Below are 14,343 nucleotides of genomic sequence, written 5' to 3'. Positions count from 1 at the left end.
ATTATACATTATACATTATACATTATACATTATACATTATACATTATACATTATACATTATACATTATACATTATACATTATACATTATACATTATACATTATACATTATATATTATACATTATACAAACCTTATACACACACGAACTGTCCAGATTCAGTTCCAGTACTTTCATTTCAAGTAAAACATCCAGCCCCATGGCATCGCATACTCCCTGTACGAAAGGCTTGATCACCGGCCATTTTAATAGATGGGCAATTTCAAACTCTTGTGTTATTCTATGGTAGCGATCCACTCCTTGTATCAACATTTCAATTTTATGGTCATTCAATTCTTTAAATTCAAAACTATATTCGGGACTGGATGTAAAAACTGCTCCTATAAGTATTTTTGCTACAGCCGGAATTCCGGGTTTCAAACCGGGTTTGATGGCAAGGTTTCTCAAAGCCATTTTCGATCCCAGATCATACATAAAGCTGCTGGAAAGGAGTTCAACCGCTTCAGTGCCAAAAAGCTTTCCTGTCTGTCTAAGCATTCCTCCGTAAAAAGATCCTGTAATATCTGAAAGTCGCTGAACCAGCTCTGTAAAGGTTCCTGGAAAATAATCCGAGATAATCTGCTCCATATCCATTTCAGGGAGATAAATATCATTTTTTCTGAAATCGGATAATGCCACAAATGTTTCCGGCAGTTGTACGTTATTATTCATGGTGAAAAGTTTTTAATATTTTGGTAATTATACACCTGTTTATAAAATGGCAACAGCGTTTTTATTTCAATGAAAATAAACACAGGAATACCACACAATGGAGGTTTTAAGATATTGCCAACAGCAATTCTTCGGGCAGATGTATTTTGTAATACTCCGGAATTCCCCTATTGAAAAGGGAAAGTATTGATGAGGGGAACTTATTCATATTTTTTCATTTGGTACAGTAAAGTTAAAGAAAATAAATAAATTCTCCAATAGGTGATATTGTTTTATTAAATACATTAATTATTAGTTATAAAATACTTACATCCGTAATACAATACTATCAATGATTGGTTTTTTTAAAATAGCCTATAAAAAAACCTCCGGAAATTCCGGAGGTTTGCCGTGTAAATTTAGTGCATGGCTTCACTCAAATCTATTTTTTCTTTGCTCTTTCTTTCTTTTACAAGTAAGATAAACGGAATACATATCAAGAATACGATTCCGAGGTAAAGAAATACATCCATGTAAGACAATACCGTTGCCTGCTTGGTTACTGACATGTCGAGCATTTTATAGGCGGCATTCATTGCTGCATCAGGGGTCATTCCTTTCGCAACAAAATTTGCTTTAAGAGCAGCCAGTCTTTGCTGGACATCAAAACTGTTTTCGTCAAGGTGAGAAATCAGGTTATTTCTGTACTTCTGGCCTGCATTGGCAATAAAAGTTGTGATTGCTGCAATACCGAAAGATCCTCCAAGCTGTCTCATCATTCCTGTAAAGGCAGCTCCTTGCCCAATTTCCTGACCTTTCAGGGTACTTAATGATAAGGAGGTGATCGGGATAAATAATAGTCCAAGCCCGGCTCCTCTTACAATAAGCATCCAGAAAAAGGCGTCTTTACTGGTATCCGGTGTCAGAATTTTATATCCCCAGAAACTATAGACAAAGAAGATGAAGAGTCCTAAAGACACTAAGATCTGCTGTTTTGCTCCTTTTGCCAGTAATCTACCGATAATAGGCATCATGAAAGCAGTGGTTAATGCTGCCGGAATCATCAATGCTCCTGACTGCAATGCCGTCCATCCCAAAATACTTTGCGTATAAAGAGGAACAATAAATGTAGACCCATATAATCCGAATCCCAACACAAATGACATCATTGTTCCGATTCTCAAATTACTGTTTTTAAGTACTCGAAGTTCAACTATCGGATATTTAAAGGTAAGCTCCCGCCATAGAAACAATATAAATCCTAGAATAGCAGCTATGGTAAATGCTACAATCATTCCGCTTTCAAACCAATCCTCTTCATGACCTCTCTCTAAAATGAACTGTAATGAACCTACCGTCACTGCCAGTAATCCAATACCAATCCAGTCTACATCTGATGCTTTACGTTTTTCAGCATATTTCGGGCTTCTTACAAACTGAAGTGTCATCAAAGTGGCCGCAATTCCAATAGGAATATTGATATAGAAAATATAAGGCCAGCTGAAATTATCCACAATATATCCTCCTAATGGCGGACCTAAAGTAGGGCCTATAATTACCCCCAGCCCATAAATAGCCTGAGCCATACTTCTTTTCTCAATCGGATAAGATTCCGTGATGATCGTTTGTGAAGTTACCAATAGCGCTCCCCCACCAATTCCCTGCATCAATCTGAAAAATACCAATTCCCAAATATTCGTAGCGTTTCCACATAAGAATGAAAATATGGTAAATATGATGATGGAAGCCGCAAAATAGTTTCTACGTCCAAATTGCTGTGAAAGCCAGCTCGTCATTGGTACGACAATTACGTTACCTATTGCATAAGCCGTAATTACCCAACCTACTTCAGAAAGTGTGGCTCCAAGGTTACCCTTCATCTCATTCAAGGCAACATTTACAATCGTGGAGTCCACAATTTCAAGCAGAGCACAAAGAATTGCTGTAATCGTGATGATTACTCTTCGGGCTCCATATTCTACTAATGAATCTTGCATATATTTTTAATAAGGACAATGTAAAAAAGGACAATGTAAAATGTATTTTTAAGCTACATGAATATACTTGTACATCTTATATTGTACATTGTATAAATTATTTCAAAGAAACCTCTGCTTTCACGTTCATTCCTGTTCTTAATCTTTTTGCAATATTTTTATCAAGGTTTACAAAATCAATTTTTACAGGAAGTCTCTGAACTACTTTTACGAAGTTACCACTCGCGTTATCCGGAGGCAAAATGGAGAACGTAGCACCTGTTGCCGGAGAAAATGAGCTTACTACTCCTTCAAACTCTTTGTCAGGAAAAGCATCAATTTCAATTTTCACTTTTTGCCCCTCCACCATTTTATCTACCTGCGTTTCTTTGAAGTTGGCCACTACCCATTTCTGATCATTCTTTACCAAAGCAAACAGCTGTGCTCCTGCCTGAAGATACTGACCAGCCTGAGTAGGTACTTTTCCTACATAGCCATCTTCTGCGGCAAGAATTACGGTATATGACAAGTTTAATTTTGCATTTTCAACATCTACTTCTCTTTGTTTTGCTACAGAACCTGCAACACTGATTTGCTGAGAGCTGGCAGCTGTTTGAGAGGATGCGATATTTGTTTGCTGAGCAATCTGATTCCTCTGATCCACTAAAACCTGTAACTGTCTGTCTGCAGACTGTTTTGCTGCCAAAGCCTGCTCATATTGCTGCTCTGTAATAGAATGGTCTTTTACAAGGTTAGCATATCTCTTTAAATCCTGAGAAGTTTTCCACACATTTACTTTTGCTGCTTCTATCTGTGCATTGGCAGTAACTACTGCTGCTTCAGAAGAACTGATATTTTTTGAAGTGGCTGTTGTAGTAGCTTCGGCATTTGAAATATTGCTTTTAGCCGTAGATAAAGCAGCCTGAGCTTGCTCAAGGGCCATTTTCTGGTCTCTGTTATCTAAAATAACCAGCGTATCACCTTTTTTTACAAACTGATTATCTTTTACTTTCACTTCAGTGATATATCCTGAAATTTTAGAAATCACCGGAGTCATATTAGAAGCAATCTGAGCATCATCCGTTTCTTCATGATACTGTCCGTAAGTAAATGCTCTGTAACCATAGATTCCTCCTCCGATTACTACAGCTGCTAAAATGAGGGGAAAGACTAAACTTTTTTTCTTTTTAGGTTCAACTGCCTGTGTATTATTATTTTCCATGTGGGTTCGATCTGATTATTTAATTGTTAAAGTTCCTGTTGTCTGTAATAGTTTTCTATATGCTAATGCGGCGTCTGCTTTTGCATTGATTACGCCCACATTTGCGGCAATCTGAGCGGCATCCGCATCCAGTAATTCGGTCATGGTTGCAAGCCCGTTGTCATATTTGTTTTTTGTAATTCTGTAATTTTCATTAGCCTGTTCAGCTGATTTTTCAAAAACTGCGATTCTCTTTTTTGAGTAATCTGTGTTCTGGTACTCTCTGTTGACATCAAGCTTAATATTGTCATTTAATAGCTCATCAGTGGCCGCCAACTGCTTTTCTCTTGCCTGTGACTGCTTTAAAGATGAATTCTCTTTCCAGATGTTTGATAAATTGTAAGAAATTCCGATTCCTACATTCACGGCATTGTATACAGTAAGAAATTTGGGAATATCTGCTGCTACATAACCTCCGGTAAATGCTAATGATGGAAGATTTTCTGCTTTAGCAGCTTTTGATCCTAGTTCAGCAGCTTTTCTTTGCTGAGCTAAAGCCTGTAAATCTTTACGGTTTTCCCGGGCTTCATTTACATAAAAAACAACGGGTTTTACCTCTGATCCTTCATCTATATAATTTGGATCCACTTCAAGTTCTGTAGTTTCAGGAAGCCCCAACAACAAATCCATATTGATATTGGCAATATTGTAATTATTCTTAGCTTCCAATAGCTGAAGTTCAATATTTGAGGTCTGAAGGTTGGCTTTCAATCTGTCGTTTCTGGCAATCAATCCGTTGTTCTCCATTTTCAGGAATGTTTCATCTCTTTTTTGAGAAGCAGCAAGATTTTCTTCAAAAACTTTGATAGACTGGTTGGCCTTAAACAGATTATTGTAGGCCTGGGCAACGTTGTAAGCAATTGCAATTTTATCGTTTTCAGTGCTTAATTTAGAAGCTTCCACCAGATATTTTGCAGACTGAATCCCATACTTGATTCTTCCTCCGCTGTAAAGAGGAACGCTAAGATTAGCCGAACCGTAAAGAACCTGATGTATTTCCGGACCTCCTGCGCCTCCGGAAAGACCCGGAAGTTTGATATCAACATTCGGTTTTATCGGAAGGTACATATAGCTTCCGGAAACTTTCAATTCAGGAAGCTGCTTGTTTTTAGCTTCCAAAAGGTCAGCTGTAGCCTCCTCGATCTTGGCTGCATCGATCTTGAGATTCTTGCTGTTCTGGATTCCCAGCTGCACAGCTTCGTCAAGAGAAAGTGTTTTTTTCTCCTGAGCATTTGCATTTGCTACTCCTAAGAATAGTGATAATGCAATCACTGAGTTATTTATTCTCTTCATAACCTAAAAGGTCTTTTAGTAAATGTTTTATATGTTTATTAAGTTCAGTATAGTATTTTTCGTCAAAAACACTCTCTTCTTCTGTATCATTAAGGAATTCTTTATACATATCTTTAGCATTGAATGCATAAAATAAAGTTCCGCTGATGGTTGAATGAAACAGATAAATTGGAGGATTTTTCGTGAAAATTCCCTTCTCAAGTCCGCGTTCCAATATCTGAGAATACATGGAGAGAAATCCCATTTTAGTTTGTTTTAAAAACTCTACAATCTGTGGATTATCAGTATGAAGCTGTTCCCTTTGCATAATCCTGTAAAAACATTTCTGGGTTCTTATCCTATTGGAAAACTGGTCTATTATCTTTTCTATCTTCTGCCATTCATTAAGGTCCGTTCTTTCTACAATATCTTTTGAGAAAAACTGCCCTTCGTTCATTCTGTATTCAACCAGTTTTTCATAAAGCTTTTCTTTAGAGCCAAAATAGTAAGAGATCATAGAGATGTTCACATTTGCAGCCTTGGAAATTTCCCTGGTAGAAGTTCCGTCAAAACCTTTTTCTGCAAAAAGTTTTTCAGCAGCAAATAATATATTTTCTTCTTTTGAAATCATATCACTTCCATTTTCAGGGCGCAAATTTACATAAGTTTTTCACAAAATCAAACGATTGATTGATTTTTTAATATAGATTTAATTTATCAGCAACATAAGATTGCTTCTATTAAAAGAATAAGTATAAAAAACTATAATAAAAAAAGACTAATGCAATATTTACTGCAAACTCCTTAAAAATCAACAGTCTGTTGAAAAATCTGCATTTACTTATACACTTTAAAATCAGCAAAGATATTGGTTGTTGTAATAGAGATATTCCGGGAAAGTTCAACGGGTGGATGTTTGTGCAGAAAGAACAGAACAAAAATTTTAAAACAGGAATTCCGGCCTGTTGACCGGAATTTTATTTCATGAGTTTTTATGAATATATCTTGATAGCTTTATCCCAAGGTCTGTCCATACAATTTTAGGATTCCCGTTTCTTGTCAGGTGGAGATCTGCAGTATTGATTTCTTCTAATATATTTTCAATATTGGCACCACTGATAAATTTTGAAAATCCGGGCCAGTTGAATCCATCAGCATTGATTTTTTTATAAACAAGATCCTCAGACTGATAATTCTGAAGGAGTGCCAGCCTGAAAATTTCAGAACAGTAGTTTAAAAAATTCTTCTGCTTTTCCCTGTTCCATCCGGCTATTTCTCTTGCCCAGAAAATAATACTTTTAAGATAAGCGGGTTTCTTTTTTACCATAAATGCATCCCGTACCCATTGTACAAATAATTTTTCAAACTCGTTAGTCTTATCACCGGAGTTTAAAAGTTTTATGGCATTGTTTAAATCTCCCTGAGCTTCATGGAGAACCTCTCTGATCTTTTCTTCAGAAACAGAAAAATTCTTTTCCAGATAGTGTTTAATATCTTCATCATTAATTCTCGGAATTTCCACAATCTGGGTTCTGGAAAGAATGGTAGGAAGTATATCATTTGTACTTTCTGTGGTAAGGAGGATAATAGTTTTGGCCGGCGGTTCTTCCAGGAATTTTAAAAATTTGTTTGAAGCTGCAATATTCATTTTATCAGCCCTCCAGACAATAAGGATCTTAGTTCCTCCTTCAAAACTTTTCAGGGAAAATTTCTGATTCTGGTCATCTACTTCATCTGCAGAGATAAAAAGCTGTTTGTTTTCGGATTCTAAAAAGGCAGTCCAGTCATCATAGCTGGCATAGGGAGAAGCCATGATCATCTCCCGGAATTCTTCAAACTTATTTTTACTTAAAGAATTTTTATTATCTGTAAAAACAGGGAAGCTAAAATGCAGATCCAAATGATTCAGATGCTCCACCTTTACGGCAGCATGCTCATTTTCCCGACTCAGTATCTCTCGGGCATATGCCAGGACCATAGGTAATGTTCCATATCCTTCTTTCCCTACAAAAAGCTGGGCATGGCTAACTCTGTTTTCAGCAATACTTTCTCTAAGAAGTTTTTTCAGGTTTTCCTGACCGGCTATGTTCTCCCAATTCATGTTCCAAAGATAAAAAATCTTATCTCAATTTATAAAATTAAGTCTGCTTAATCTGCAGTAAAACCTTTCTGTATATTTAATTAAAAACAAAAATCTAGTAATTATAGGAAACATCAATAATTCAATTAGAATTAATTTTAAATTAAATTGTGCGCAATATAATTTTCAACAATATATTTGCATTACTAATTTAACTTAATTTACTATTAGAATTTCAGCTTATTGAATTCTTAAAAATCGATACACAATGAACAAAGAATCAGAACAGAAAATAAGAAATGTCTTTCAACAGCAGAAAGCTTTTTTCAAAACCAATCAGACAAAAGATATTGAATTCAGAAAAGCACAACTGAGAAAATTCCGCGAAGTATTTTTACAGCATACGGATGCTCTTTGCGATGCTTTACATACAGATTTGGGGAAAAGCCGGAAGGAAGCTGAATATGTAGAAATTCAGATTGTCATCAGTGAACTTGATTATTTTCTGGAAAATATTGATGAATGGGCAAAACCAACTCCCGTTCCCTCCAAACCACATCCAACAGGAGCCGAAGTCATAAGTAAAATAATGCATGAGCCGTATGGAGTAACTTATATTATCGGGCCTTTCAACTACCCTGTTCAACTGACATTCAGTCCCCTTATCGGAGCTTTGGTAGCAGGAAACACTGCCATTTTGAAGCCATCAGAAAATACACCCCATGTTGCTAAAGTTCTTGAAGATATCGTAAAGAAATCTTTTGATGAATCTTATGTAGCCGTATTTCAGGGGGCTATTGAAGAAAACACCTTATTATTAAGCCTGCCTTTTGACTATATTTTCTTTACAGGAAGTCCAAATGTTGGAAAAATTGTGATGAAAGCCGCGGCAGAGCAGTTAATTCCTTTAGCATTGGAGCTTGGAGGAAAATCTCCTACCATAGTTCACAAAGATGCAGATCTTGATAAGGCAGTGGCAAGAATATCTTACGGAAAATGGATCAACTGTGGACAAACCTGCGTGGCCCCCGACTATATTTATATTCATGAGTCTGTAAAGGATGCGTTTATTGAAAAATTTAAAGCTCATTTAAAGACAACCTATAACGACGAATCTTTAGGGAAAATAGGAAAGATTGTAAGCCAGAATCAGATTAAACATCTTGCCGGATATCTGGAAGCTGCTCCTGAAAAAGTAATCTACGGAGGTAAGTATGACCTTGAGAGCCGTCATTTTGAGGCTACTTTAATGGACTATATAACCTGGGATGATCAGGTAATGCAGCAGGAAATTTTCGGTCCTATCCTTCCAATTATGACCTATCATGACATTAATGAAGCACTGGAAGAAATAAATAACCGTCCTAAGCCACTGGCCTTATATGTTTTTTCGGAAGACCAGGAATTTTCAGATCATGTTCTAAACTGTACAACAAGTGGTGATGCAGAAATCAACAGTACCATTATTCACGTTGGTTCCCATTATTTACCTTTTGGCGGCGTTGGAACTTCGGGGATGGGAAAATACCACGGAAAATTCAGCTTTGAAAGTTTTAGCCACAGCCGGTCGGTGCTTCAGGTAAAATAACTCTACCGGCTATCTTGTTAAAAAAAAGACTGTTATACTATTATAAACAGTCTTTTTTGTATAATAGAATGTCCAGTTTTACGAATAAAAATTTATAGTTTTCTTTTAAAGGAAGGCCCTTAACAAACTTTAACCACATATAATTTTTACAATTCATTAATATTTAAGATATTTGCGCATTGTTTTAAAAATAAAGAATGAAAAAAATCTTTGTAGTATCATTCATATCAGCTGGATACTTCCTGAATGCACAGAGTATAGGTAATTCGCCCTATGCAACGTATGGAATTGGAGATGTAAAATATGATAATACGATCGAAACTGCTTCAATGGGAGGTATATCAACTGCTTTTATAAGTGATTTCACCAGTAGTTTCAACTTTGCAAACCCTGCAAACAACGCCAATTTCGAACTTACAAGTATCAGACTGGAGGCTACCAATGAAAACAATTATTTCAAATCGAATTATAACGATATGAAATCTACAAAGCATTCTACGTATCTCTCCAATATTGCTTTGGCATTTCCTTTATCTTCCAAGGTAAAGATGGGACTTTCTTATCAGCCGTATAGCTCTAAAAGCTATGATATTTTAAATGAGCAAAAATTAGAAAACGGAGATACTTACATTAATAAATTTAAAGGAAACGGAACTTTAAATACAGCACAGGTGGCTGTATCTTACAAAATAAACCAGGAGTTTTCTGTTGGAGCAAGGGCCAATCTTTATTTTGGTGATTTGTATGACCTGAATGAATTTAGCACTTCATACAATAATGCTATCAATGGCTTCGTGAATGGGTATGAAACTAAAAACAAAGTAAGAAACTTTAATTTTACACTGGGTACCAGCTATCAGACTTTAAATACACGTACTGATAAAAAATTCACGATCGGAGCTACTGCTACTTTTGGGAATACCAGTAATATGACTACTGAGTACATCAACAGTACTTACAGGTTTGCAGATGCAGCAGGAACTAAAACTGATGAAAAAATCATAGAGCAAAAAAGTATACGTTCCAAGAACCTTCTTCCTTTACAGGCCTCTGTAGGGGTTGGATATGGAAGTGAAAACCATTGGTTCTTCTCAGGACAGGTGGACTATAAGAAAGGTGAAGACATCTCTTATTTCGGAAAAACTTTTGATTTCCAGGATACTTATAGAATTTCTGCCGGTGGATGGTACTTGCCTAACTACAATAACTTCAGAAATTATTTCTCAAGAGTAATCTACAGATATGGAGCTTTCTATGAAAGAGGAAACCTTAAACTAGAAGGTAACAGCATTAATAAATTTGGTATTTCTGCCGGAGTAATGCTTCCATTCAAGACCAGCAGTATCACAAGAATGAGCGGACTTGAAATAGGAGTAGAAGTTGGTAAGAGAGGAACCCTTAATGACAACCTGATCAATCAGAACTTCATTAATCTTAGAATCGGCTTTAATTTTGCTGATAAATGGTTTAGAAAGACTCTTTATAACTAGAATGAATTTTTCAAAAAAAATATCATATAAAAATATAGCATGCCTTTTTAGTTGTGCTATATTTTTTATATTGACATCATGTGAAGAGGACCTTACCAAAAATAAAGGCAACCAGAGTAAAAACTTCCCTTCACAGATCATCAATAATGCCAATATTGTACAGCGTGATTCCGGTTTTGTCACTTTAAAAGCCAAAGCGCCTATCATTGAAAAATATGAACTGATAGACAGCCCGTATGTTGTAGCAAAAAAAGGAATCAATATAGAGTTCTTCGATAAAAAGAAACCGAAAATCCCCGGAAAGATCACCGCTAAATATGCCCGTATTTTTGAATACAAAAAATTCTACGAGGCAAAAGGTGATGTGAGGATTACAACCAATGAAGGCCAAAGGTTTGCCATGCAGAGTATTTATTGGGATCAGAGAAAAAAAAGAATTTATACCAAAGATACGGTATATGTAACTATGGAAGACGGATCCACATTAGTAGGCGCTAATGGAATGACTGCTAAAGATGATTTTTCTGAATATACTTTTTATAACAACTCGGGAGACTTTAGTTCTAAAAGGATTTCTGAAAACAAAAAATAAGTCTTATCATCATGAAAACTCTTGCTATTGGCCTTATGTCCGGAACAAGCCTGGACGGTTTGGATATTTGCTTTGCTGAATTTGAAAAGCAAGACCAATGGACCTTTAAGATCCTGAAAGCAGAAACCATTCCCTATTCTAAAGAATGGGAAGAAAAGCTTAGAAATTCAATTCATATTTCTGCAGAAAAGTTATTAGAATTACATTCGGAATACGGCTTTTATTTAGGAAAATCAGTTAAAAACTTCATTGAAAAACATCAATTGCAGCATATTGATCTGGTTGCTTCTCATGGCCACACTGTTTTTCATCAGCCTCAAAAAAGATTTACCCTGCAAATAGGCGACGGAAGAGCTGTTAAAATAGAAATAAATTTACCCGTCATCTACGATTTCCGGACTCAGGATGTTTTGATGGGCGGAAATGGAGCTCCTCTGGTCCCAATTGGTGACGAATTGCTATTTTCTCAATATGATGCCTGTCTTAATTTGGGTGGGTTTTCCAATATTTCCTTACAAATTAATGGTCAAAGAATTGCCTTTGATATCGCTCCTGTGAATATTGTTTTGAATACACTGGTTCAGCAGTTCAGGAAAAATTTTGACGAAAACGGAGATTTAGCCAGAACAGGAAAAATTGATGAGAATTTATTATTAAAATTAAATTCCTTAAGCTTTTATCGTCAATCGCATCCCAAATCTCTTGGAATCGAATGGTGTAATGAAAATATTTTCCCGCTATTTAAAAATGTTGAAGCTCTTGATGCTTTAGCTACTTTTACAGAACATACTGCTCAACAGATTTCAGATATATTTAATAAAAATCAATTAAAAAATGTACTTTTTACCGGAGGTGGAACTTATAATCATTATTTAATTGAAAAAATTAAAGAAAAAACCACCGCGGAAATTGTTATTCCTGAAAGAGAAATCATAGACTATAAAGAAGCTTTAATCTTCGCATTTATGGGAGTTTTAAGGTTTAAAAATGAAATCAATGTTTTGGCTTCTGCAACAGGAAGCCGTGAAGATCATTCTTCGGGAATTATTCTATAACAAACCACACATTACCATTCTTTTCAAAAAAAATTCATTATAAATTAAATAAATACATTAATAATGAATTTTTAATGTTAATTATCATAAAAAATAGATAATTTTACATTAACTATTATGGAAAGAAAAAACATATCAGAAACCCACGAGAATTTTTCATTTGATCAAGCTGAAACATATTTAAAAGCTTTATTTCCTCGTGTTTCACGTACTTTTGCCTTAACTGTTCCTGAACTTCCTGTGCCGTTACGCGGTGTTGTGATGAATGCTTATCTTTTAGCCCGTGCATTGGATACAATTGAAGACGACGACGCTCTAACCTTGGAACAAAAATTTGATTTTGGAAAAAGATTTGTTGAAATTGTTAGTACTAATGAAAATGCAGAAGAGTTTGCTATGGAATTAACGCCGCTGCTATCCCTTCACACTCATGAAGCAGAACGGGAGCTTATGCATAATTTGGCACTAGTGATAGGAATAAAGCAAACTTTCAATGATGTACAGCAGCAAGCAATAGAACGATGCATTCGTATTATGTGGGATGGTATGCAAAAATTCCTGAAACAAAGAAGCTTAAACGGGCTTGAAACATTGGATGAAATGAATGATTATTGCTATCATGCCGCAGGTGTTGTAGGAGAAATGTTAACAGACCTTTTTTGTGATTATTCAGATGAGATAGCAAAGCATAATGCCGCCATGAAAAAACTGGCTATATCATTTGGAAGAGGATTGCAAACGGTAAATATTTTATACGATCATTGGGAAGACCGTAAAGATGGTATCTGTTGGTTACCTCGCGATATATATGGAAGTGAGCTCAAAGATCTGAAGCCTGAAAATTATAATGAAGGTTATAAGAATGCTCAAAAAGAACTAATAAGTATTACCCACAAAAACCTGCGCGAAGCATTGCAGTACACATTATTAATCCCCGATTCAGAAGCAGGAATACGCCGTTTCTGTTACTGGACAATCAGTCTTTCAGTATTTGCTCTCCGCAGAATACATAACAGACCAAATTTTACTGCAAATGCAGAAATAAAAATACCTCGTAACTGGGTTTTAGCTATGATTATGATAACCCGAACCTTTGGTGTAAAAGATAAAGTCTTAACAGGAATTTTTAATTTAAATTCCCATAAACTTCCTTTACTCCATCATCCCTTAGCCAAAAAATAATAAAAACCGTCTTACAAATCATGAAAACGGCTTTTTCTATAAAGTTCCCTTATACTTCTGAGAAATAGGGGTTGTATTTTTACTTATGATCCTGAACGAGCTGATACTCTCTGTTATTTATAAGCCTCGATCTTATCTGTAAGCGTATTGATGAAATTTTGCAGCGGTTTTTCTACCATCATTTTGATGAATGGATTAAACTTCCCTTCAAAAAGCATCTGTACTTCTGTCTGATTTTCATTAATAGGGTTTAAAGTTGCTGTTAATGTAAAGTCTAAACTTGAACTTGCTGATTTCAAGATTGCTTTCTGATCATTAACTTCATCTATTTTCAATGCAATTTCCGGCATTCCCTGTAATCCGAATTTAAAACCGTTGTCTCTTGTTTCAAATTTCTGAAGACCATCCGGCATAAATTCTTTATAATTTTCTGGAGACTTCAGTAATTCTGACAGCTCTTTAGATGATTTATTAACAATAATCTTTCGTCCTTCTAAATTCATTTTTTATTTTTGTATTTAAATTCTTAATTCTTACAAATGTATAAAGTTTTTGTGAACGAAAAAAAATTATTAGTATCTAAGCATCCCGAGGAACTTGAAAAAAGTATTGGGTACGAAAGTTTCACAACTTTAGAGATTGCATTAGATATTTTAGAGAATACTTCTGTAAAAGAACTCAATGTTTTCGGTGAGAATATTGATGAGATCTGGAGGGAATTTCAGAAGCTGTTCAGGATCATTGAGGCAGCGGGAGGAATAGTGAGCAATCCTGAAGGTGAGATTCTTTTCATCAAAAGGCTGGGTAAATGGGATCTTCCCAAAGGTAAAATGGAGAAGGGTGAATCTCAGGAGGAATCTGCAGTAAGAGAAATTGAAGAAGAGACAGGCCTTAAAGATGTAGAACTCGTACAATTCATTAATACTACTTACCATATTTATGTGGAAAGAAACGGTGAAAAAATATTAAAATGCACTCATTGGTTTGAGATGAATTTTAATGGAGAAGCTACATTCAAGCCACAGGCAGAAGAAGGAATTACTGAAGTGGCATGGAAAAAAAGACAGCAAATAGAAAACGAAGTGTTTCCGAGCACTTTCAAAAATATTAAACTGATTATAAAAGATTTCTGGAACTCAAAAAACCTGTAGGTCCGAAA

The 14,343-nt window shown here is 35.5% G+C and carries 13 protein-coding genes; 6 read left to right on the top strand and 7 right to left on the bottom strand.

Annotated elements, in window-relative coordinates:
* Positions 1-106: 106 nt before the first annotated feature.
* From MP477_RS21910 to MP477_RS21885, 6 genes are all read right to left on the bottom strand, one after another.
* On the bottom strand, positions 107-709 hold the full coding sequence (locus MP477_RS21910) for a hypothetical protein (protein ID WP_257192158.1): 603 nt from the start codon (positions 707-709) through the stop codon (positions 107-109).
* Positions 710-1,107: 398 nt separating this feature from the next.
* On the bottom strand, positions 1,108-2,685 hold the full coding sequence (locus tag MP477_RS21905; protein WP_257192157.1) for a DHA2 family efflux MFS transporter permease subunit: 1,578 nt from the start codon (positions 2,683-2,685) through the stop codon (positions 1,108-1,110).
* A gap of 97 nt (positions 2,686-2,782) precedes the next feature.
* Entirely contained in the window at positions 2,783-3,886 is a 1,104-nt protein-coding gene (locus MP477_RS21900; protein ID WP_230037933.1) for an HlyD family secretion protein, read from the bottom strand.
* Positions 3,887-3,901: 15 nt separating this feature from the next.
* A complete protein-coding gene (locus MP477_RS21895; RefSeq protein ID WP_257192156.1) occupies positions 3,902-5,218 on the bottom strand; it encodes a TolC family protein in 1,317 nt (438 codons plus the stop codon).
* A complete protein-coding gene (locus MP477_RS21890; protein ID WP_257192153.1) occupies positions 5,202-5,828 on the bottom strand; it encodes a TetR/AcrR family transcriptional regulator in 627 nt (208 codons plus the stop codon). The genes MP477_RS21895 and MP477_RS21890 overlap by 17 nt, the downstream gene beginning before the upstream one ends.
* A gap of 351 nt (positions 5,829-6,179) precedes the next feature.
* A complete protein-coding gene (locus MP477_RS21885; protein WP_230037939.1) occupies positions 6,180-7,298 on the bottom strand; it encodes a DNA polymerase III subunit delta' in 1,119 nt (372 codons plus the stop codon).
* 247 nt (positions 7,299-7,545) lie between these two features.
* Between MP477_RS21885 and mdlD the strand changes: the two genes are divergently transcribed.
* From mdlD to MP477_RS21860, 5 genes are all read left to right on the top strand, one after another.
* Entirely contained in the window at positions 7,546-8,865 is a 1,320-nt protein-coding gene (mdlD, locus tag MP477_RS21880) for an NAD(P)-dependent benzaldehyde dehydrogenase MdlD (protein ID WP_257192151.1), read from the top strand.
* A gap of 197 nt (positions 8,866-9,062) precedes the next feature.
* Positions 9,063-10,355 carry a hypothetical protein gene (locus MP477_RS21875; RefSeq protein WP_257192150.1) on the top strand — a complete coding sequence of 431 codons (1,293 nt, stop codon included), beginning with the start codon at positions 9,063-9,065 and terminating at the stop codon, positions 10,353-10,355.
* Position 10,356: 1 nt separating this feature from the next.
* The gene (lptC, locus tag MP477_RS21870; protein ID WP_230037944.1) at positions 10,357-10,947 is read left to right on the top strand and encodes an LPS export ABC transporter periplasmic protein LptC; all 591 of its coding nucleotides are present in this window, start codon (positions 10,357-10,359) and stop codon (positions 10,945-10,947) included.
* Positions 10,948-10,958: 11 nt separating this feature from the next.
* The gene (locus tag MP477_RS21865) at positions 10,959-12,002 is read left to right on the top strand and encodes an anhydro-N-acetylmuramic acid kinase (RefSeq protein WP_257192149.1); all 1,044 of its coding nucleotides are present in this window, start codon (positions 10,959-10,961) and stop codon (positions 12,000-12,002) included.
* Between the two features lie 117 nt (positions 12,003-12,119).
* A complete protein-coding gene (locus MP477_RS21860; RefSeq protein WP_257192148.1) occupies positions 12,120-13,184 on the top strand; it encodes a squalene/phytoene synthase family protein in 1,065 nt (354 codons plus the stop codon).
* A gap of 113 nt (positions 13,185-13,297) precedes the next feature.
* On the opposite strand, the gene MP477_RS21855 is transcribed toward MP477_RS21860, so the two are convergent.
* Positions 13,298-13,687 (bottom strand): SRPBCC family protein, encoded by a 390-nt coding sequence (locus MP477_RS21855; protein ID WP_230037950.1) that lies wholly within the window; start codon positions 13,685-13,687, stop codon positions 13,298-13,300.
* A 36-nt stretch (positions 13,688-13,723) separates the two neighbouring features.
* Between MP477_RS21855 and MP477_RS21850 the strand changes: the two genes are divergently transcribed.
* Positions 13,724-14,335: an NUDIX hydrolase gene (locus MP477_RS21850; RefSeq protein WP_257192147.1), complete on the top strand. Its 612-nt coding sequence runs from the start codon at positions 13,724-13,726 to the stop codon at positions 14,333-14,335.
* Positions 14,336-14,343: the final 8 nt, after the last annotated feature.

The organism is Chryseobacterium sp. WG23, from assembly GCF_024586575.1.
In the GTDB taxonomy this organism is placed as follows: Bacteria; Bacteroidota; Bacteroidia; order Flavobacteriales; family Weeksellaceae; genus Chryseobacterium.
This window is presented reverse-complemented; position numbering and strand designations above follow the sequence as displayed.

What these genes read in the sequence shown, in the direction of transcription:
- MP477_RS21855 (WP_230037950.1), bottom strand. Translation starts at nt 13,687, where the DNA reads ATGAATTTAGAAGGACGAAAGATTATTGTTAATAAATCATCTAAAGAG.
- MP477_RS21850 (WP_257192147.1), top strand. Translation starts at nt 13,724, where the DNA reads ATGTATAAAGTTTTTGTGAACGAAAAAAAATTATTAGTATCTAAGCAT.
- MP477_RS21895 (WP_257192156.1), bottom strand. Translation starts at nt 5,218, where the DNA reads ATGAAGAGAATAAATAACTCAGTGATTGCATTATCACTATTCTTAGGA.
- MP477_RS21890 (WP_257192153.1), bottom strand. Translation starts at nt 5,828, where the DNA reads ATGATTTCAAAAGAAGAAAATATATTATTTGCTGCTGAAAAACTTTTT.
- MP477_RS21860 (WP_257192148.1), top strand. Translation starts at nt 12,120, where the DNA reads ATGGAAAGAAAAAACATATCAGAAACCCACGAGAATTTTTCATTTGAT.
- MP477_RS21905 (WP_257192157.1), bottom strand. Translation starts at nt 2,685, where the DNA reads ATGCAAGATTCATTAGTAGAATATGGAGCCCGAAGAGTAATCATCACG.
- mdlD (WP_257192151.1), top strand. Translation starts at nt 7,546, where the DNA reads ATGAACAAAGAATCAGAACAGAAAATAAGAAATGTCTTTCAACAGCAG.
- lptC (WP_230037944.1), top strand. Translation starts at nt 10,357, where the DNA reads ATGAATTTTTCAAAAAAAATATCATATAAAAATATAGCATGCCTTTTT.
- MP477_RS21885 (WP_230037939.1), bottom strand. Translation starts at nt 7,298, where the DNA reads ATGAATTGGGAGAACATAGCCGGTCAGGAAAACCTGAAAAAACTTCTT.
- MP477_RS21865 (WP_257192149.1), top strand. Translation starts at nt 10,959, where the DNA reads ATGAAAACTCTTGCTATTGGCCTTATGTCCGGAACAAGCCTGGACGGT.
- MP477_RS21910 (WP_257192158.1), bottom strand. Translation starts at nt 709, where the DNA reads ATGAATAATAACGTACAACTGCCGGAAACATTTGTGGCATTATCCGAT.
- MP477_RS21900 (WP_230037933.1), bottom strand. Translation starts at nt 3,886, where the DNA reads ATGGAAAATAATAATACACAGGCAGTTGAACCTAAAAAGAAAAAAAGT.
- MP477_RS21875 (WP_257192150.1), top strand. Translation starts at nt 9,063, where the DNA reads ATGAAAAAAATCTTTGTAGTATCATTCATATCAGCTGGATACTTCCTG.